The sequence below is a fragment of the Paenibacillus sp. CH40 genome, from assembly GCF_024213605.1.
In the GTDB taxonomy this organism is placed as follows: Bacteria; Bacillota; Bacilli; order Paenibacillales; family Paenibacillaceae; genus Paenibacillus; species Paenibacillus polymyxa_B.
This window is the reverse complement of sequence record NZ_JANAVQ010000003.1, coordinates 539,069-558,720: the sequence shown is the minus strand read 5'-3', so window position 1 is coordinate 558,720 and position 19,652 is coordinate 539,069. Positions and strand designations below refer to the sequence as shown.

Genomic DNA, 19,652 nt, shown 5'->3' with positions numbered 1-19,652 from the left:
ACACAAGCCTGAGATCGGGAGGATCATGAGAAAGTGAGTATAGACAACAAATATAAAGCACTTGAACTGGAAAAGCCGGGCATCTACGAGCTGGAGGGACTGGAAGTCGGGGTTACCTCCAATTGCAACTTCAAGTGTGATTACTGCTGTGCGTATCAGCGGAACGACGGGCAATGCATCAGCAGCAAAGAAGTCATTGATATTATTGATGACATTCCAACGTTAAAACGTGTGCGACTGTCCGGGGGAGAAGTGACCTTGAAATATGAGGATTGTCTGGACATCGTGGCTCACTGTTCAAGCAAGGGCATCGCTACCCAGCTCAACACCAATGCCAGCTTGCTCAGCCCTGAACGAATTGAGAAACTGCGTGATGCAGGACTTTCCAATATTCATATCTCCTTCAACTTCACGGATGCCGATAAGTATGCAGCTTATTATCATGTACATCCTCGCATGTATGAGAAGATTGTACAGAATATTCGGTTATGTACCGAAGCCAAGCTAGAAACGGTGCTGGAGACGTTGCTGTTTGCGGAGACGCAGAATAACATGCCAGCTATTAGCGAAAAGGTATATGAACTCGGTGTGCGCATCCATGAAATCCAAAACAGTATCGTGATGGATCATACGAACTGGAACGCTATTTCTACCAAGGAAGCGCTTATTCGTTCCGTTCATGACCTGATTGCACATAAAAAGGACGATACTGTGTTGTATTTCACCTGTATGGACCGTTTTGCAGAAGCACTGGGCTTCAAGGAGCAGCCGGGTGTTTATTTTTCCAACTGCGTTGATGGTAAAAAACAGCTCCATCTTCACGGGAACGGGGACATCCTGATCTGTGAGCTATGCCATCCTGTGGTCATCGGCAATATTTATAATGGAACATCCCTAAAGGATATTTACAAAAATAAACCGAAGCAGCTTCAGGAGTTCCTCGACAAACTGCCTTGTCCTGCCTATGATGCGCTTTTCCCTGTAGGAAGCAAGTAGACATGATTTGAGATTGTGAGGCTATGAGCATCTACCATCCAAATAGGTTGGATGGTAGATGTCCTTCATGTAACTCCATGAATCCTTTATTATTTCAGGATTTTGCAAAATCCTCATTTGTTTTAATGAAAGGGTTTACATGTTAAAATATAAAAATATGATCTTCTTATGAAAGAAGGAGTAGATATGAAATATAGAAATGTGGGCAACAGTGGTCTTAAAATTAGTGAAATCGGTCTAGGGAGCTGGTTGACGTACGGTACAGCCGCCGAGCAGGAAGCAGCTCATACCTGTATTGCCAAAGCCTTTGAACTCGGGATTAATTTCTTTGATACCGCGAACGCGTATAACCGGGGAGAAGGCGAGAAGGCTATGGGAGCTGCCTTGAAGCCTTATCGAAGAGAGAGCTATGTGTTATCTACCAAGGTGTACTTCCCTATGGACTCCGGTCCCAATGACAGGGGACTGTCACGCAAGCACATTATGGAGCAATGTAAAGCGAGTCTGAAGCGTCTTGGTACGGATTATATCGACATGTACTTCTGTCATCGTTATGATTCGGATACTCCTTTGGAAGAGACGCTGCGAGCGCTCGATGACCTTCAGGCTCAGGGGAAGATTCTGTACGCTGCTGTCAGTGAATGGAGTGCTGCCCAGCTCACGGATGCTTATGGGATTGGAAAAAGGCTTAATTTGCGCCCGCTGATTGCCAATCAGCCAATCTATAATATGTTCGAACGTTATATCGAACATGAGGTACTTCCTGTATCCGGGCAGATAGGTATCGGCCAAATTGTATTTTCGCCTCTGGCTCAAGGGATCCTCACGGGTAAATACAAGCCTGGACAACCTTTACCGACGGGTAGCCGCGGGGCTGATGCCTCGGTCAATAATGTCATCAGCAGTTACATGAACGATACCGTTCTAAACTGTGTCCAAGAGCTGGATAAGCTGGCGAAGGGCTTGGGTGTCACCCTGTCACAGCTCGCGCTTGCCTGGATTCTGAGAGAACCGGGTATCAGCGCTGCACTCATTGGGGCTACTAAACCGGCACAAATCGAAGAAAATGTGAAAGCAGTCGAAGTGACGCTACAACCGGAGACATGCGTGGAAATTGAGCGAATTCTGAAGCAAGCAGAGGGTTTTGAACCTTTGCGTTAAGCATTTTTAACTTGCTTCAAGCATGGCATAAATACCTGAACCCACACTAAATACAATCCCGCTCACTAAAACAAGGATCTGCTTTTTACTGAGATCCAGCGGATCAAAAAAGATGGGCAACAGCCATTTTAGGCTGATGACAGCCCATAAACCCTCCAGTAATCCTAGCATCAACACCTTTTGTCCCCAGTGAAACTTCATTTGCGGTGTTAGCGGACCTTCAAGAAACAGGTCACCTGAAGTATGGAGGTTCCAAGAAACGATAACTACGAATATAAGAAGAGTTAATAGGGTTGACATAATATAGGTGATATCTTTTTTAGCCTCTTTCGTAAGTCTCGGCGATTTTTTAAACTCAGGCAAGCCAATCAGGAAAAAGACGATTCCTACGATAATAGCCACGCCTACAGAGGAACCAAGTATGATATTGGCTAAGATGCCGATGCCATTGATGATTAATAATAAAATAAGCTCTCCCCCTTTGGGGTTACGATGATAGTTATTTTATTGTACATGTAGGAACGAAAATGCTCAAATATTTGAAAAAGCCCCAGCACTTTCGCCTGGGACTTTTTTGCTTTTTACCAATTACAATGCTGATTTAATGACCTTTTTATAATACAGGATGGATAGTATCCCAAAAATGGAATATAAGGCGGTGTACAGCACCATAACGATGATCATAGGCATCCAAATTTCAGTTCCAAACAAGAACCAGCCGGATTGGACGGCGAAATAGCTATGTGAAAGGCCAATCACTAATGGGATGCCGAAGTTAAAGAGTTGTTTTATTTTAATGCCTCTAAGCAGGTCACTTTGAGTGAACCCTAACTTTCTTAACACGGTGTAATTGGCTTTTTCGTCTTCGCTCTCATCCATTTGCTTAAAATAAAGGATACAGCCTGATGTAATGAGAAAGGTGAGTCCTAAAAATCCAACTACAAACATGATCACTCCCATGTTCCGCTTCTGATTGCTGCTCATTTCAAGGCGTGATGTTTGTTGATCATTAAAATCTGCAGCTGCAAAGAGACGATTGGCTTCTTCAATCTGTTCTGCATTTATCATATCAATTCCAATATATAAGGATGATTTCTTTTGAATCTCAGGATTTACATCTTTCTTTAACCGCTCAAATATGGTTTCGTCTACAATGGCAGTGGGTACCCCCCCGGCTGTAAAATAGTAGGGAATCACATACTCCTTTTTTAGACCCAAATATTGTTGATGTATGACTTTTTTTTTTCCCTTCAAATCCAATGGACCAAAGTTTTTCAAGGACATAAATTTCTGTAACAGATCATTATAGCCCATTAAAATTGCTTGACCTGGAGATACATCCGTACCCTCCACAGATTGATCGCTTATGACAGGCAACGTCATGGAATTCGCACCGATATTTAATCCTTCCAGAGGAGTCTCCATGATTTGCACTGTGTCCACACTGACTTGAATAACTTCAATTTTCTTCTCACGATACTTTATGTCATGCTCCTGAAGTAACGTTTTGAATTTCTCAGCATCCGGTTCATTCGTCATTGCAAAATGGGAAGGTACATTGTCCTCAGCTGATTGATCCGCAGAATAATAGGCGATATAGCTTAAGGAAAGTAAACCGATGGCAAGTGCCGATACTGTTGTAATAATGGTCAACAACAAAGCATTGGATTTCATGCGGAACATAATGGATGAGAGAGATAGCACCTCATTAATGTTCAAATAGCCGCCTTTACTTTTTCTGATGATATTGGAAATAAAGCGGATAGATCCTTTATAAAAAAGTAGTGTTCCGATGATGACAGTGCCCAAAATAAACACCATAGCCATAAACAACTCATTCATGGATGTAAAGTCTCCGCCAAATAATTTGGAGGAAACATAGTAACCTAAAGCGATGAGAGAGATGCCAATGATCCCGATGATCATCTCATAGATCGTTATTTTCTTGATTTTCCCTTCGGTGGTTGAGTTCACTCTGAACAAAGATAAAATACTTTGTCTCTTGATAAAGGAATAATTCATGAGCATGATCAACAGGTAGATGATACAAAAAACGATGAGTGTTTGAATCAGTGCTTGGTTAGAGAAATATAGAGTGGCAATGGCTTCGACGCCTGTCGTTTTAAATAAGATCATGATCACTAATTTGGAAAAGGAAAATCCAACTCCGATTCCAATAAACAGGGAACTGAAGTATAGAATTAAGTTTTCAGCACTCAGGATGCGGAAAATTTTGTTTTTGGTCATTCCGATCAATTGAAATAGGCCAATTTCTTTGCTGCGTCTTTTTATAAAGATATTATTAGCATATAAAAGAAAGATGCAGACAATGGCAACCAGTAAAACGGAAGCTGCCCGTATGGAAGCTGCCCCTTTAACAGAACCCTTCACTTCGTCCATGGAAGGATCGTATTGTAATGTGACGAAAGCGAAATAGAGCGCAACACTAAAAATGAGAGCAAAAACATACAGGTAATAATTTTTCAGGTTTTTTTTCAAATTCTTTAGAATGAGCAGATTAATGTTCATATTGGACCCCGCCTAAGACCCCTTGGGTTTTCATGATATCCTGGAAGAAGCTTTGTCTTTCCTGCTCGCCTTTATGAAGCTGCGTATACATCTGCCCATCCTTAATAAAAATGACCCGACTGCAATGGCTGGCTGCGACAGGATCATGCGTGACCATAATAATGGTCGCCTTGCGTTTTTGGTTCAACTGGCCCAGCTTATTTAATAAATCGGAAGCAGACTTGGAATCCAGCGCACCCGTAGGTTCATCGGCAAAAATAATACTGGGCTCATGAATAAACGCTCTGGCCGCAGATGTACGCTGCTTCTGTCCACCCGAGATTTCATTGGGGTATTTGTCCTTGAGCTCATAAATTCCCAGTTCTGTAGCTACTTCCTGAAATTTTTGGTTGGCTTCTTTTTTAGGCGTTTTGGTGATGGATAACGGTAAGAGAATGTTCTCCTTCACGGTTAGCGTATCCAGCAGATTATACTCTTGAAAAATAAAGCCTAAATGCTGTTTGCGAAATTCAGCCAGTTGCTTTTCTTTCATTTTCGTCATTTCGATATCATTGATTTTAATGGAACCTTGGCTCACTTTATCAATAGAGGAAAGAACATTTAGCAGTGTGGTTTTACCTGAGCCGGAGGCTCCCATAATACTGACAAATTCCCCTTCTTCAATGACGATATCTATTCCCTTCAAAACCTCCTGCATATTTAACTTATTACCGTAGCTTTTATGAATTTTATGGGCTTCTAAAATATTCACTTCGATGCACTCCTTATTGTTCTTGTAGCCTTATTATAAAAATAGAGCCGATGTTTTTCCTTTGATTGGGCGAACAATGCATAAAAGCATGTGACATCTCTGTCACATGCTCACCATGCTCACGAAATCATTTCGTTTGGGAAAAATTAAAGTGAAGGTTGTACCCACGTTCCGTGTGGAGTGCACATCTATATGTATGAGCAAGGACTGGGCTGCCTTTTTCGTTAAATATAACCCCATGCCCGTTGAAGTATGATCAGAATGTTGGGTTGTGGAGGTAAAACCTTTCTCGAAAATACGGGGTATATCCTTCGGATCAATACCGCGCCCAAAGTCTTGGATCTCAAGCTGTATTCGATCCCTCTGTTCATAGCTGTGAATGATAATATCACTGGCATCGCTATATTTGATGGCATTAGTTAAGAGCTGTCTGATGATAAAGGCCAGCCATTTGGCATCACTCAGCACTTCCATGTGCTCCAATTGGATGTCAAAACCGATCCCTTTTTGGATGCACCATGACTGTAATGCTTTGATTTCATTAAAAACCAGAGATTTTAAATTCACTTGCTCGACATACAGATCATTTTCAATAAAGGATATGCGTTTGTGATGGAGCTGCTGATCCAGCAGTAAGTGGATTCGTAGCCATTCATAGGTTAACTGAGCTTTTAGGGGCTTATCGTCCAACCGCTCAATCATCAAATGCATGGTGGTCAAAGGCGTTTTTACCTCATGAATCCAGGATAATAGTTCATCTTTTTCATGTTCAAGTGTCAATTGATTTTGTGAGATGATCTGTTGTAACCGTTCGGTCTGGTCAGTGATTTTTTGTTCAATGATTTGCTCAAACGGACTCTCCGGTTCGCCTATACCCGTTAGTTCAAGAGGGCTCCTCCATTCTTCTAGTGTTGTATAGAATTTGGTTTCCTTGGGATAGCGCATGATTAAAAAAACCAAGAAAATCATCATGGATAAGAAGACGATATAAAGGATGGGCATTAACGGAATTGCTGCATCCACATAAGCAATGAACAGGATCAGAAATTGCTGGCATACAAACAGTAGAATCCAGCTCCGCCTCTCTATAAGATATTTTTTAATCATAGGAAGGTGCCTCTTCTGTAGCCATGTAGCCTTGTCCGACTTTCGTTTCAATGAAACGGCCCAAATCCAGCTCGTCTAATTTTTTACGCAGGCGGTTCAAGTTGACGGTCAGGGTATTGTCGCTGACAAAACGTTCATCATCCCAGAGGCTTTTAATTAATTCCTCTCGTGCGACAATTTTATTTTTTTGTTCGATTAGCAACTTCAAAATAAAAATCTCGTTCTTGGTTAATTCGATGGAGCCAGCCTCATTGGCTACTACGTTTTTTTCATAATCGACCGTCGCTCCACACCATGTTTTCAGGGAGACGGGTTCTGTATTGTAATTATATACGCGGCGGAGTGTCGCCTGTAATTTTGCAATGAGTACATCAAAATGAAACGGTTTTTGGATAAAATCATCCGCTCCAAGCTGCATCGACATCACCATATCCGTAGGATGATCCCGTGACGATAAGAAAAGGATGGGGACGTTAGAGTGGGATCGAATCATTCGACACCAATGAAACCCATCAAATTTCGGCAATTGAATATCTATCACGATCAGATCAGGCTTTATCGTTGTGAATTCCTGAATGACTTTATTAAAGTCATGGATGCCATACACATCATAGTTCCATTGAGTTAACCGCTCCTTCATTTCATGGAACAAAGTTTCATCATCTTCAATTAGTAAGATTTTGAACAACGATTTCACCACTTTTTACTTTTTTTGGTTTTTGGAAAATTCGATTCCAGTCGCTTATTGGATTTTGCAAACTCCTCTTTTATAAAGTGTATAGCAAAAATTGTGTATGTGCTACATGGTGGACTCAACTTGATATTGCGATAATCTACTGTTAATAGTTGAGGTTTATAGTGGGTTTATATTGACTATCTCATATATTTTAAAGGATGGATGCAATGATGGGAATTCACACGTATTTTCGGTCGCTAAATGAGCTGGAAAGAATCATCCGTTGTCCAGGTAAGTTTAAATTTGAGGAACACAGCGTATCGGCTCATTCCTGGAAAGTGGTGCAATATGCCAAAACGCTGGCTGATATTGAAGAAAGAAATGGTGTCAGTATTGACTGGAAAAAGCTATACGAGATTACGAGCAGTCACGATTACGGGGAGATTTTTATTGGAGACATCAAAACGCCAGTTAAGCATTCTTCTAAGGAACTACGGCTATTAATCCAGCAGGTCGAAGAAGGTATGGTTGAGTATTTTATTGAAGAGAATATTCCCGAGGATTTTAAAGCCATTTTTCGCAAACAGCTAAGGGAGGGTAAAGATGATTCTGTAGAAGGTTTAATCCTTGAAGTTGCGGACAAAATGGATCAGGTGTACGAGGCATTTGCTGAGCTTCAGCGGGGAAATACTGAAAAGGAATTTATAGTCATGTATCGTAATGCACTTGTGAAAATCAAGAATATTCAATTACACTGCGTTAATTATTTTTTGGAAAATATCCTGCCCGATATGGTCAAGGAAGAAACGCCCTCATCCATTGATATCAAAAAGATTACGGAAGAGGCCTTAGCTCTGTAAATGAATTTCCCTACCGTCCAGAAGCTACTGAAGCGCTTCTGTTCATACATAATCATAGTTTTATTTAAAATAAAGCAGGTTTTATATGAAAATAAAAAAGCAATAAGGACAGTTGATTGAACTGCCCTTATTGCTTTTTTGGGGTTGGAAAAAACGGAGGGCTAAGCGTATTCCTTAAACAATTTATTAAGGATAAGAATATTAGTTATTTGGAAAATGGATTCGGGAAATTCGATTTCGTGGCAGCATATTGTTCCTTGGTGCTACCGATTCCCAGTTCGCCGTTTTTGTTATATCCCCAGGACCAAACCGTCCCATCGGCTGTCAAAGCATGGGAGTGGGTTCCTGCTGCACTGAATGCTACTACATCGGTTAGTGGCGTGTTTGTGTCATCTACAACTTGGGAAGGGACTTTAACAGAAAATACATCGGTCCCGTCACCTACCTGTCCCTCATTATTGGTTCCCCAGCCCCAAAGAGTTCCATCATTTTTAAGTGCAAAAGTTTGAGTTTTGCCTGCTTTCAATCTACTTACATTGGAAACATTGATCAATACGGGTGATCTTCTAAAAGTAGAGGTTCCATCCCCAAGCTTTCCAGAAGTGTTACTCCCGGAAGCATATACTTCTCCGCTGTTCGTTAGTACATAAATGCGGTCAGCTCCGGCAGTAAAAGTTTTAATATCATCAATTCGATATTGAACAGGGGTAAGCTGGTTTTCTTTGTCATCCTGCCCCAGTGCGCCGTCATAACCACGTCCCCATACCCATAGCTGATTATTTTTGTCCAGGGCTGCGCCAAAACTGTCACCAGCATCAATGGATACAATATCTTCTAAACCTTGTACCTGAACAGGCTTAACGGAAAAGGCGGAAACTCCTTTTGTGCCAATCCCCAGCTGTCCAAAGTTGTTTTCTCCATAAGCCCACACTGTGCCGTCATTTTTGAGCGCAAGCGTAAATTGACCTCCTGCTCTCACTTCTTTAACATTATCAATATATTTGTTTTTAACAGGTACTCTTGCCGTATCCCTCTTATTCCCTGTCCCTAGTTCGCCGTAACTTGCAAACCCCCAAGACCAGATGGTTCCGTCTTTTTTGAGCAAAGTTGAATGCAAATCACCAGCATCAATCATTGCGATGTCGGATACATCTGCTTGCATTGGGCTTGTTTTATTATTCCCTCCGCCAGCGCCTACGCCGAGCTTGCCATCACTGTTACTTCCCGTTGCATAAAATGAAGATCCATCTTCCATGGCCAGGAAAGCGTTAGTGGTCCCTGCCGAGAGCAAATGATCGTAATTTACAGTAGAATCAGCGCTTGCCGTAATAGAGCTTCCTACTAAAAGTGTTGATGCAGCGAGGACTGCCAAACCGAGTTTTTTTAACATATAATTGCACACCTTTCAAAATGTAATAGATAAATACAGATTAAGGCAACCAAATTGTTCCTGTCCGCGTCTTAATAGTGAACATATTCTATAAACCAGATTAGGGAGGATCACTTATGAAAAATAGAGTTTCTGCCCTTGTCCTTGTCTTGCTTGCGGCAGCATTACTGCCCGCATGTTCTACAACAGAATCGGCTACGCCGGTTAACGAATCTAATGGAGCGGTGGCTCAATCTATTTTTGACTTAGACCGTCTGGAAAGCACAACGGTATACACAGGGCGTGCCAAAATCGAAAGTATTAAAAGAATTGAAAAAGAAGTAGAACAACCATTAGCAGCCCCCACCATGGACTATTTGGTCCGATTTGAACAGCCTGTTCAATTTGCTAAAGAACTACCCCAAAGTGATGATCCAACGGAAAAACCTATCCAATCGGTCTATATATCTGTCCCAGATACACATATTTATAAGCAGATGGATGGTCAGCGGAGGCAATTAATCAATCCAGCAGAATTACAGGTAGGGCAACCGATTGAAGTTTCTTATGTGTATCCTGTAACACCTGTTTTCCTAGCATTGGAAATGGTCGTGCTGGATGAATTGTAGAGGAGGCCAGTAAGGCCTCCTTACTCCTATGAAAGCACGTCATATCATAAGGCTTAGGTGATATTAATGAGTTTTACCATGTTGTAGATATAACGTGTCTGCTCATACTTAACCATAGTGCCTGCAGAGTTTTTAACTTGAATACCGGACGAGCCTCCACCATCAAGAAGAATGGCTTCAAAGCAATCCTGTTTAATAAAATAATTGCGAAGTTGTTTCAGTGTCGCATTTTCATGAACAACCAGGTAGACTTGCCAAACATTATTTACGACCTTGAAGCCCAGGCCAGTTCGCCCGGTGGAATCGGTGTATCGCAAGGTTCCGTTCAAATCAAATTTTTCAATATCTTTTAAATCCTCAAGCCATGCTTCTTCCTCTTTCTTCAGCGACAGGCTACCGCCGCTAATAATAGACTTATACGTAATCGAAGTCCCCATTTGTTTTTTGAGATCCGTCACACTTGAAGCACGGGTAATCCCTATTTTTGTTTTGTTGCTCTCCGTGTATACAAATGCTGTACCACGGCTATTCCCTTTGGCATTCGCCTTAGTATCATGGGTATTATTAGGTGTGACCGCGATAGACAAACACTCGGTCGGCGCCTTTGTTGTGCTGATTGGGTTAAAGAAGCCCCCATTAATCCCGTAATCGGTTTGCTGTGTGATCCGGCTTCGAATATTTTTATTTTGAATATTCGAAGCTGGCGTGATGATAACATGGAAACCATCGGACGTTTTGGTGTAAGAATAGTTTGCTGGCATGGGAAACCTCCAATTGGATTATTTTGAAACCGAATCTCGCGCGATAATTCGTTTCTCATATATATAGGAAATTTACAGCTGCCTCTTACAACCCGGAAATCAAATTTTTCTAAAAAACTTTGAAATAGCATATACAAGACAATGCTTGACTTCAAGTTAACTTTAAGTAGTAACATACGGAATGTGACGTAGTGATTAGGAAATGCGATGACTATTCTGATAATTTAGGAGTGATAGAAATTGAAAAAGAAACAACTGGGTAACAGCGACCTTCAAGTATCTGCACTGGGTCTGGGCTGCATGGGTATGTCCGAATATTACGGTGAGTTGAATGATCAGGAGTCGATCAAAACGCTTCATCGTGCGCTGGAGCTAGGGATAAACTTCTGGGATACTGCCGATGTCTACGGTGTGGGAAAAAATGAAAAACTGATTAGCCAAGTCCTGCGGAGCCACCGTGACGAAGTCGTATTGGCTACTAAATTTTCCATTATGCGTGGGGAAGATGGCGAATTCCTGGGTGTTAGCGGTCGTCCTGAATATGTAAAAGAGGCATGTGACCGCAGCCTGCAAAGACTGGGTGTAGATGTGATTGATTTGTACTACCAGCACCGTGTCGATCCGAATGTACCTATCGAGGAAACGGTGGGTGCGATGAGTGACTTGGTTCAGGCGGGAAAAGTCCGCTATTTGGGGCTGTCCGAAGCTTCTCCTGGGCTCATTCGACGCGCTCACAAGGTACATCCGATTACAGCGCTGCAAACGGAATACTCCTTATGGAGCCGGGAAGCGGAAGATGAAGTTATACCGACGTGTAAGGAGTTGGGTATCGAATTTGTGGCCTACAGTCCACTTGGACGCGGATTTTTGAGCGGGCAAATTCAGAAGTTTGATGATTTTGCAGAAGATGATTTCCGTCGCTCGGTGCCACGTTTCCAACCTGAGAATTTCCAGAAAAATCTGGACCTCGTGCAGCATGTTAAGGACCTTGCCGCCCAAAAAGGGGTCAAACCTTCTCAACTGGCGTTGGCATGGCTGCTTGCGCAAGAGGGAATTGTACCGATTCCAGGAACCAAGCGGGTTACGTATCTAGAGGAAAATGCAGGAGCAGTTGATGTGGTTTTGTCCGCAGAAGAAATGGAGACTATTAACGCAATCATCCCCAAAGGAATGGCAGCAGGCCTTCGCTATCCTGCAGAGCGGATGCCGAATTGGCAAGCTGAATAATGAAGATAATGAGATAAACCCCAAAGCCTTCTTTCACGCGGATCGGCGTGAAAGAAGGCTTTGCGGGTTTCATAGATAAGCAAGAACGTACTTTTTCTTTTTACAAAACGGGAGCTTGCAATGCAGTGTTGATATTTTGCAAATCCACCGAAAGCTGCTCTTTTACGTTCCAAGGGTGATACCAGCCGCGTTCAATCATGTACGTGGAAATTTGCTCATGCGTATCAATAGCTTCATCCAGTTGCTTTGTAAGAATCGCCTTAATTTCTGGAGTTCCCGCTTCTGTTACGGCCATAGCGTAATTTCTCACACCGCTTTTGGCCGCGTTCAGAAAATCGGCTGCAATGACTTGGTCCGTTAAGGTATGCAGTCCGGTCAAATGCTCCAACAGTGTATTCATGGCTTAACCTCCTGTGAAATGGCTTGATCTAAGAGGGTGCCGAGTTCTTGTAATTGGCGGGTTGATAAGTCAACATCCTGCTGTAATATAGCTTTGAGAGTCGGATCAGAGATTAATGCTTGCATTGTTTTGGACTTGGTAAGACATACTGCTTTGAACGCTGACAGTTCATGGACTTCAAGGGTTTCATGCAGGCCATACACCATATGACGTTTACCTCCAATACTCCAATATATAGTTAAGGTTTAAGTACCACTTTGATGCAATTGTCTTGTCTGGTATCGAAAATTTCGTATCCACGTTTGGCGTCGCTTAACGGAATGACGTGTGTAACAACGTCTCCTGGGTCCACCTTTCCCGTATCAATCAGCTCATACATATAGGGCATATAGTGAATAACGGGAGCCTGTCCCGTACGTAAATTAACATTTCGCTGAAAAATGTCTCCCAAAGGAAAACCGTTATATCGTCCGCCGTATACACCGGTAACTTGAATGGTCCCGCCTTTGCGGACAGCCTGTGTGGCTATGACCAATCCTCCTAAAGCTCCACCGTGAAGTTTGAGACCAGAAGCCAAGGATTCCAGCGGAGACATTTTACCGCTCATGCCGGAGCAATCAATAACTACGTCCGCGCCTCCTTTGGTCATCTCCTTCAGGTAGTTGCCAACGTTTTCTTGCGATTCCACATTAACGATCTCCACGTGATTGGTGCGCTTCGCGTGTTGCAGACGATAATCCAGATAGTCTGCCGCAATGACTCGTTTTGCCCCTTTGAACCAGGCGAACTTTTGCGCTAACAAACCTACCGGCCCACAGCCAATAACAATGACAGTATCCCCCTTCTTCACTCCGGCATTATCGACGCTCCAAAATGCAGTAGTCATGGCATCAGCAATCAGGCAAAGCTTCTCGTCAGGATGTTCACAACTCTCCGGAATTTTGAAGTGAGTGAAGTTGGCAAAAGGCACACGTAAATATTCAGCTTGTCCACCCGGATATCCACCAGTTGTTCCTGAATAGCCGAAAAAACCGCCCATTTCTCCATGCTCATTAGAATGATCACATTGGCTTTCCAATTGGTTTTTACAATAAAAGCATTCACCGCACGCTATGTTGAACGGAATGATCACGCGGTCTCCCTTTTTCAAGTTGGTTACGCCGCTGCCGACTTCCTCTACAACCCCCATCGGTTCATGACCGATTACATAATTTTCTTGTAAGTTCGGAATCATTCCATGAATGAGATGCAGATCTGAACCACAAATAGCGGTTGTTGTCAGTCTGATAATCGCATCATCGGCTTTTTGAATACTCGGGTCTGGAACATCTTTAACCACAACGTTTTTAATACCCTGGTAGGTCACTGCTTTCATGCCTGGTTTCCTCCCATATGTTCGTCCGGCGTGCGATCAAACATACCCTTGCGGGTGGTATCGTCTGGGAACAGTTTCATTTTACTGATGTCCACCGTCTTGTTGGCTGATAGTTGATCCAATTGATACTGCTTTTGCAGATCATAGGGATGAAACCATTTTTTTCGTACCATAAGATCAGTGATTTCCTGATGAAACGCGATGCCTTGATGCAATTGATTGCGCAACAGAGTTCTAGCATCTGGAGAGACGGTTTCCGTCAAGGCTATGGCTGTATTTCGAACCCCTTCCTTGACGCGAATCAGAAAGTCCATCGCAAATGTCATGTCTGCCATTTCCGGCATATTTAATGAGTTTTTTGGATCCACATAATCCATTCTTGCGGACTGGGTCTGATTTAATGTCACATCATTCACCTCAATTTAAAATTGGTGTTGGTCGGAATTCTGGAACAGGTGCCTGAAACGGTGCTTTACCATACAATGCTTGCAAATCGGCAATAGCTTGTATAGATTGCTGAACATCTTTTTCCATTAAATCCTTTAGCTCTTGATCGAATACTAAGCCCTGCATTAATTTGGACTTAGCTAAGCATAACGTTTTAAAATTAAGCGCTTCGTGGATCTCTAGAGACTCATGCGCCGCTAATGCAGACTGTTGGCTTATCATAGGATCACCTTTCTTTTATGATTCTCAAAGGTATGTTGTCCAGCGTAACTATGTTTATTCAGAGCTATGAAAAGGTTGGGTTACCGGGGTGTAGCTCTTCATGTAGGGCTCTTGCCGACTTCAACCTTGCCAAGCGATTTTTTGGCCGGTCCTTCAATGACTTCGCCTTGATATGAAAAGCGTGAGCCATGACAAGGGCAATCCCATGTTCTTTCCGCCTCATTCCACTCGACTTCGCAACCCATATGGGTGCATGTTGTGTCCACTAGGTGTAATGCTCCTTGTGGGTCTCGGTATGCGCCCGCTCTTTTGCCGTTTACCCGAATGACCGCCCCTTCGTCGTGCTGCAGTTCTTCGGCTTTTTTGTAGTTGATCCCCAATTTCCCAGCAATCAAGTGTTTAGCCACATTCGCATTTTGAGTCACAAATGTTTTAATGTCGGGGTCCATATGAAATCTTGAAGGGGAGAAAAGATCCTGATACGGGCTTTCCTCTCTGGTAATCAGATTCGTATTTAATAAAGCTGCCGCTACACTTGTGGTCATCCCCCATTTTCTATACCCCGTAGCAACGAGGATGTTAGAAGTGTTAGATAGTTCCTGCCCAATATAAGGGAGTTTGTCTAGTGTATATAAGTCTTGAGCCGACCAGCGATAAACGATTTCCTTTAATCCAAAGGTTTGCTCTGCGAACTTTTGTAAAGCTTCATAGTACTGGAAAGTACAGATTCCTTGTCCCGTTTTGTGGCCTTCCCCACCGACGATAACCATCGGTTCACCGTTTATTAGTACAGAGCGAAGCGAACGTTTGGGGGTTTCCGCACTTAGGTACATACCACCCGGATAGATTTTATCGGTTTTGACTGCTAGTACATAAGACCGTTCGGCATGCAATCGCGCAAAATAAAGACCGTTTGGATCATTGAATGGAAAATGCGAGGAGGATACGACATGATTGCAGGTGATTTTCTTTCCGTCGCTTGTTGTAATGATGGCAGGGTTCCCTTTTTCCACACCTACAACGGTGGTTTGTTCATAAATTTTCCCGCCCTGACGGATGACTTGGTTTGCCAAATATCTTAAGAAAGGTACCGGATTAAACTGGGCTTGGTTTTTCATCTTAATAGCTGCTTTAGTTGAAAAGGGCAGAGGTGTTTGTTCGACATAACTTCCCGGGATGCCAAGTTCCTTGTAAGCTTTATATTCGTCGTTGATTTTTTCCACATGCGTATCCGCACATGTATAAACGTAGGCATCTTCTTCTGTAAATTGACAATCGATATGATACTCTTCTACCGTTTGTCTGATAAATTCAAGAGCATCGCGGTTAGCTTCATAATAGAGTCGGGTTTTTTCCTTGCCAAAATGTGAAAGAAACTCGCTGTAGATCAAATCATGTTGTGCGGTAATTTTGGCGGTCGTATGGCCCGTTGTTCCATGAAGTATCCGCCCTGCGTCGACGACTGCGACGTTTAGTCCTTTTTTAGAAAGTAAATAAGCAGTGGTAATACCAGTAATCCCCCCACCTACAATGGCAACATCCACCTGAATATCTTCATTAAGCTTGGGGAAATTGGGGACGTCAGTTGAAGCTAACCAATACGATTCTGGAAATTGCGGAAATGTGGTACGAGATTCGCCTTGTGTCATTTTTACAAATACCCCTTTGATTACAATTTATGTATATTGTTATCATTGTGGGCTTTTATATTCACTAAACGACTCTCTTTAGTATTTTTTTGATACGGAGGGAGTGATGGAAAAGAAACAAAGCCGTCCTTAACGCGGATCGGCGCGAAAGGCGGCTTTGTAGGTTTACATATACAGCTAAGGACGTGGCTTAAAAATGCCGAAAGGACGCCCGACGGGCAGGAATGTACGGCCAAAATGAGCATTCAGAACGGCAGCTCCTGTACCATACAGTGAGAGCAGACCAATGCCCATTTCAGCATAAGCGGCGATGGTATGGAACACCTCTGGGGCAACGCCGAATGCATCGAAGCTAAGACCGAGGAACAGAAAATCAATCAACACAAAAATAAAGAATAAAACCTTATGCGTCTCCATCGCTCCAATGGTCATGAAAAGGGTAAAGATGAGATAGCCCGCAAAGGCAAAGCCGAGCTGTTTGCCATCTACAGCAGATGCCAGCTCTGAGCCGAATACGCCCATTTTAATCATCCAGCTACTGGCTACGGCCAACCAGAAGAAGGCGTAAGCACCAAATGCCGTCATGCCGAAGGTGTTGTTATGTTTTGCATCCTGAATGGAGGCAAACAGCTGTGCAAAAGCACCGAGAAATATAGCCCAAGGGATGATGAAGCTTAAGCCTTCGGTGAGGCCAAGCTTTTGGGATGAAGCCACAAGCGTTACAATAGCCAAGCCAAACAGGCCGATCGCACTCGGATCGGCCGTTATGATTTTTACGTTAGAATGAGATTCATTTTGCATAAAAAAATAGGAGCCTCCAATAATGTTCAAGTACGCGTCAATCTGCCGATGCCAGAATCACACTGACATATTGTAACGGAAACCGACGTACTCGCATAGTAGGTAAGTTATAAAATTTCTACCGATCTGTCTTGTGATGGGGCAAGGATTTATTAAATGGTGTTACCGCAGGATTTGTGATAATATTTACACCTATATAGAATGAGGAAGTGACATAGTGATTAATATAACAATTCCAACTCCGGATATCACGATTACCAAACAGGTTAACCCTGAGCTTAGCCATATTTACGGATTTACCGACTTTCACCTGATCCCTAGAGATAAGGCTGGTATCTTTATGTTCTACAACACACAGGAGGAATTGCTGTTCGTTGGTAAAGCAAGAAAGCTGAGACAAAGAATCAAAAAGCATTTTGAAGATACCGTATCGCCGATCAAGGACAAGCGGAACGAAGTAGCGATTATTGAGGTTTGTATTGTGGAAGATGCAGTAGAGCGAGAAATTTATGAAACCTACATCATCAATTCACAAAAGGCTAAATATAACGTCGAAAAAGTATTTTTTAAGTAATGGAGTAACTTCCATATGAAAAAAGAGCAATAAGTCGCAGTGACTGTACTGTCCTTATTGCTTTTTTGTATTTCTGCATTTTTGATCCTTCCAGAGAGGGGCCGTGGCATGAATAAAACAGATCGTATGCTAGCGATCTTGCTAGAGTTGCAGCGTAAGGATATTGTACGAGCCGAGGATTTGGCAGCCATATTCGAAACGAGTGTGAGGACCATCTATCGAGATGTTCAGGCTCTAAGTGAATCGGGCGTACCGATTGTAGGAGCACCGGGCATTGGATATTCCTTGATGGAGGGGTACTTCCTGCCCCCCTTGAGCTTTACCGCAGAAGAGGCTGTGGCGTTGCTAATCGGAACGGATTTTGTCGAACAAAAATTTGATACAGACTACGGTATCAAGGCGCAAACCTCCCGCAGGAAGATTGAAGCTATATTACCGGAGAGCGTCCGCAGGGAAGTCTCCCGGGTGCGTAAGACCATCAGACTGCTCGCGGTGGGTGAAGGAGCAAACCATAGAGAGAAAACCTATTTGGAAACGCTGCGTCTCGCTGTATTGGAAAAACGGAAAGTACAGTTTGGCTACTCCAAAAGAATGCCAGAGGCTGACGGGAATCGTCAAAGTGTGCGTGTGGTCGCTCCTTATGGTCTTGTCCTGCTCCGTGGTTCTTGGGTGTTAATTGGGCAATGTGAATTGAGGCAGCAGCTTCGCCATTTCCGTCTGTCACGTATGGACGAGCTTATCGTGCTGGAGGACAGGTTTCAGTTGCCTGTCGATTTTCATTTGCAGGATTACAAGCAAACCGATGACCGTCATGTAACTGTTCGCATACTAGCACGTTCGGATATCGCAGATAAGGTGAAGGAAGCGAACAACTTTTATATGGAGGCCATAGAGGAGCGTGCAGATGGACTGCATATACTCTTCCGCGTCAGACAGCCGGAGGAATTACTGCAATGGGTAATTGGATGGGGCGCGGATATGGTTGTGCTGGAGCCTGAGTCGCTCCGGGAGCGGATACGTACGGAAGTGGAAAAAATGTTGAAATGCTACTGACATAATGCTGTCAGTAGCATTTTTGTATAGTAAAGCTACTTTGATAGAGAGGGGCAATTATTAATATATGAATACAACTGAAACATTACAGCGTTTCGAAGAAACGGCACAACACTATCTTCTTGAATTGGACAGCTTTAGCTTGGAGCAACTGCAGTACACACCTCAGGAGGGTCAATGGTCGCTTGGACAAATGTATCTTCATTTGGTGAACTCTGCACTGTATATGCATCTTAAGAACATTGATCTTTGTCTACAGCCTAATGGGGAGATAGGAGTTAAAACGGAGGCAGGCACGGCCATTTTTAATCTGGGGAGCTTTCCACCAATGCGTATCCAAGTTCCACCATCCCCGCAGTACACTCCCCAACAACCCACTAGCAAAGAAGAAATTGTGGAGGGATTAAACGTCGTGATCCGCAAGATGAGAGAGATTGAGCCAACCGTTCGGAAATCAACAGGGCCGTCTACCGTCTCTCATCCCAGATTCGGCGCGCTGAATGCTGGAGAGTGGTTTTCGCTCATCGAGATGCATTATCGTCATCATCTCTTGCAGAAGGAGCGCTTGAAGCACGCAATAGCCGATTAATCGTCTCCCGACGCAGCCCTATAAACTGGCCGATTTCCTCCTGCGTCAGCACGTCCGTTAACGTGGCGGGTGCGATGTAGGAGTGGAACCAGCGTTGAAGCTTCCGAAGCTTCTCGGCAGGTGACACCTCGGTGAGCTGGTCAATTCGTTGCTGCATCATGCGCAATTTGTCCTGTAGCTGCAAAGCGATCTCCCGACATTGAGCTGGGTCTTGCTCCAGCTTTAGATACCATTCTTTTTGCGACAAAACCCCAATCTCAGAGGTTACCAACGCCACCGCTGTACCATAATAAGGATTGGGGCTGATCAGGGAGTGGTGCGGGATGATTTCATCGGGCACAATCACATTAACTAAAATTTGCGAGCCGTCTTCATGGACTCGGACAATTTTTAACAAGCCGCTCTTTAAGTGATATAAAGGACCGGATTCTCCTTGTCGAAATAAGGTCTCGCCTTTGTGTAATATCATGAACGTA

The 19,652-nt window shown here is 43.3% G+C and carries 23 protein-coding genes; 8 read left to right on the top strand and 15 right to left on the bottom strand.

Features of this window, described 5'->3' with window-relative positions; translation table 11 throughout:
* The first annotated feature begins 33 nt into the window (after positions 1–33).
* A complete protein-coding gene (locus NLX73_RS12515; protein ID WP_250266999.1) occupies positions 34–996 on the top strand; it encodes a radical SAM protein in 963 nt (320 codons plus the stop codon).
* Positions 997–1,182: 186 nt separating this feature from the next.
* On the top strand, positions 1,183–2,157 hold the full coding sequence (locus NLX73_RS12510; protein ID WP_254326311.1) for an aldo/keto reductase family protein: 975 nt from the start codon (positions 1,183–1,185) through the stop codon (positions 2,155–2,157).
* A 6-nt stretch (positions 2,158–2,163) separates the two neighbouring features.
* Here the strand turns inward: NLX73_RS12510 and NLX73_RS12505 are convergent, their stop codons facing one another.
* The 5 genes from NLX73_RS12505 to NLX73_RS12485 all read right to left on the bottom strand — a co-directional run bounded on the left by NLX73_RS12505 (position 2,164) and on the right by NLX73_RS12485 (position 7,232).
* Positions 2,164–2,559 (bottom strand): hypothetical protein, encoded by a 396-nt coding sequence (locus tag NLX73_RS12505; protein WP_254326310.1) that lies wholly within the window; start codon positions 2,557–2,559, stop codon positions 2,164–2,166.
* A gap of 186 nt (positions 2,560–2,745) precedes the next feature.
* On the bottom strand, positions 2,746–4,686 hold the full coding sequence (locus NLX73_RS12500; RefSeq protein WP_254326309.1) for an ABC transporter permease: 1,941 nt from the start codon (positions 4,684–4,686) through the stop codon (positions 2,746–2,748).
* On the bottom strand, positions 4,676–5,437 hold the full coding sequence (locus tag NLX73_RS12495; protein WP_061829789.1) for an ABC transporter ATP-binding protein: 762 nt from the start codon (positions 5,435–5,437) through the stop codon (positions 4,676–4,678). Before NLX73_RS12495 ends, NLX73_RS12500 begins: the two co-directional genes overlap by 11 nt.
* A 102-nt stretch (positions 5,438–5,539) precedes the next feature.
* The gene (locus NLX73_RS12490; RefSeq protein WP_254326308.1) at positions 5,540–6,544 is read right to left on the bottom strand and encodes a sensor histidine kinase; all 1,005 of its coding nucleotides are present in this window, start codon (positions 6,542–6,544) and stop codon (positions 5,540–5,542) included.
* On the bottom strand, positions 6,537–7,232 hold the full coding sequence (locus NLX73_RS12485) for a response regulator transcription factor (RefSeq protein WP_254326307.1): 696 nt from the start codon (positions 7,230–7,232) through the stop codon (positions 6,537–6,539). The genes NLX73_RS12490 and NLX73_RS12485 overlap by 8 nt, the downstream gene beginning before the upstream one ends.
* A 218-nt stretch (positions 7,233–7,450) precedes the next feature.
* On the opposite strand from NLX73_RS12485, the gene NLX73_RS12480 reads away from it, so the two are divergent.
* Positions 7,451–8,080 carry a YfbR-like 5'-deoxynucleotidase gene (locus NLX73_RS12480; RefSeq protein ID WP_069290707.1) on the top strand — a complete coding sequence of 210 codons (630 nt, stop codon included), beginning with the start codon at positions 7,451–7,453 and terminating at the stop codon, positions 8,078–8,080.
* A 205-nt stretch (positions 8,081–8,285) separates the two neighbouring features.
* Here NLX73_RS12480 and NLX73_RS12475 read toward each other — a convergent pair whose 3' ends face one another.
* Entirely contained in the window at positions 8,286–9,470 is a 1,185-nt protein-coding gene (locus tag NLX73_RS12475) for an RCC1 domain-containing protein (RefSeq protein ID WP_250266994.1), read from the bottom strand.
* Positions 9,471–9,586: 116 nt separating this feature from the next.
* On the opposite strand from NLX73_RS12475, the gene NLX73_RS12470 reads away from it, so the two are divergent.
* Positions 9,587–10,078, top strand: coding sequence for a hypothetical protein (locus tag NLX73_RS12470; protein ID WP_061829793.1), 492 nt, complete (start codon positions 9,587–9,589; stop codon positions 10,076–10,078).
* Between the two features lie 53 nt (positions 10,079–10,131).
* Here NLX73_RS12470 and NLX73_RS12465 read toward each other — a convergent pair whose 3' ends face one another.
* On the bottom strand, positions 10,132–10,839 hold the full coding sequence (locus NLX73_RS12465; RefSeq protein WP_023991026.1) for a phosphodiester glycosidase family protein: 708 nt from the start codon (positions 10,837–10,839) through the stop codon (positions 10,132–10,134).
* 240 nt (positions 10,840–11,079) lie between these two features.
* On the opposite strand from NLX73_RS12465, the gene NLX73_RS12460 reads away from it, so the two are divergent.
* Complete coding sequence (locus NLX73_RS12460) at positions 11,080–12,066, top strand: aldo/keto reductase (RefSeq protein WP_254326306.1); 987 nt, start codon at positions 11,080–11,082, stop codon at positions 12,064–12,066.
* Positions 12,067–12,166: 100 nt separating this feature from the next.
* Here NLX73_RS12460 and NLX73_RS12455 read toward each other — a convergent pair whose 3' ends face one another.
* The 7 genes from NLX73_RS12455 to NLX73_RS12425 all read right to left on the bottom strand — a co-directional run bounded on the left by NLX73_RS12455 (position 12,167) and on the right by NLX73_RS12425 (position 16,960).
* Positions 12,167–12,466, bottom strand: coding sequence for a spore coat protein (locus NLX73_RS12455; RefSeq protein WP_254326305.1), 300 nt, complete (start codon positions 12,464–12,466; stop codon positions 12,167–12,169).
* The gene (locus NLX73_RS12450) at positions 12,463–12,672 is read right to left on the bottom strand and encodes a hypothetical protein (RefSeq protein ID WP_061829795.1); all 210 of its coding nucleotides are present in this window, start codon (positions 12,670–12,672) and stop codon (positions 12,463–12,465) included. The genes NLX73_RS12455 and NLX73_RS12450 overlap by 4 nt, the downstream gene beginning before the upstream one ends.
* Positions 12,673–12,704: 32 nt before the next feature.
* Positions 12,705–13,841 carry a zinc-dependent alcohol dehydrogenase gene (locus NLX73_RS12445; RefSeq protein WP_254326304.1) on the bottom strand — a complete coding sequence of 379 codons (1,137 nt, stop codon included), beginning with the start codon at positions 13,839–13,841 and terminating at the stop codon, positions 12,705–12,707.
* A complete protein-coding gene (locus tag NLX73_RS12440; protein ID WP_235306746.1) occupies positions 13,838–14,218 on the bottom strand; it encodes a spore coat protein in 381 nt (126 codons plus the stop codon). The genes NLX73_RS12445 and NLX73_RS12440 overlap by 4 nt, the downstream gene beginning before the upstream one ends.
* A 40-nt stretch (positions 14,219–14,258) precedes the next feature.
* Positions 14,259–14,510, bottom strand: coding sequence for a spore gernimation protein GerQ (locus NLX73_RS12435; protein WP_254326303.1), 252 nt, complete (start codon positions 14,508–14,510; stop codon positions 14,259–14,261).
* A 98-nt stretch (positions 14,511–14,608) separates the two neighbouring features.
* Positions 14,609–16,159: an FAD-dependent oxidoreductase gene (locus NLX73_RS12430; protein ID WP_254326302.1), complete on the bottom strand. Its 1,551-nt coding sequence runs from the start codon at positions 16,157–16,159 to the stop codon at positions 14,609–14,611.
* Positions 16,160–16,336: 177 nt separating this feature from the next.
* Entirely contained in the window at positions 16,337–16,960 is a 624-nt protein-coding gene (locus NLX73_RS12425; RefSeq protein WP_069290703.1) for an acetate uptake transporter, read from the bottom strand.
* 217 nt (positions 16,961–17,177) lie between these two features.
* Here NLX73_RS12425 and NLX73_RS12420 point away from each other — a divergent pair, with 217 nt between their 5' ends.
* From NLX73_RS12420 to NLX73_RS12410, 3 genes are all read left to right on the top strand, one after another.
* Positions 17,178–17,534, top strand: a complete 357-nt coding sequence (locus tag NLX73_RS12420) for a nucleotide excision repair endonuclease (protein ID WP_023991017.1) — start codon at positions 17,178–17,180, stop codon at positions 17,532–17,534.
* 108 nt (positions 17,535–17,642) lie between these two features.
* Positions 17,643–18,587, top strand: coding sequence for a helix-turn-helix transcriptional regulator (locus tag NLX73_RS12415; protein WP_254326301.1), 945 nt, complete (start codon positions 17,643–17,645; stop codon positions 18,585–18,587).
* Positions 18,588–18,654: 67 nt separating this feature from the next.
* Positions 18,655–19,176, top strand: coding sequence for a DinB family protein (locus tag NLX73_RS12410; RefSeq protein ID WP_061829801.1), 522 nt, complete (start codon positions 18,655–18,657; stop codon positions 19,174–19,176).
* On the opposite strand, the gene NLX73_RS12405 is transcribed toward NLX73_RS12410, so the two are convergent.
* Positions 19,109–19,645 carry a Crp/Fnr family transcriptional regulator gene (locus NLX73_RS12405; RefSeq protein ID WP_061829802.1) on the bottom strand — a complete coding sequence of 179 codons (537 nt, stop codon included), beginning with the start codon at positions 19,643–19,645 and terminating at the stop codon, positions 19,109–19,111. The genes NLX73_RS12410 and NLX73_RS12405 overlap by 68 nt on opposite strands.
* Positions 19,646–19,652: the final 7 nt, after the last annotated feature.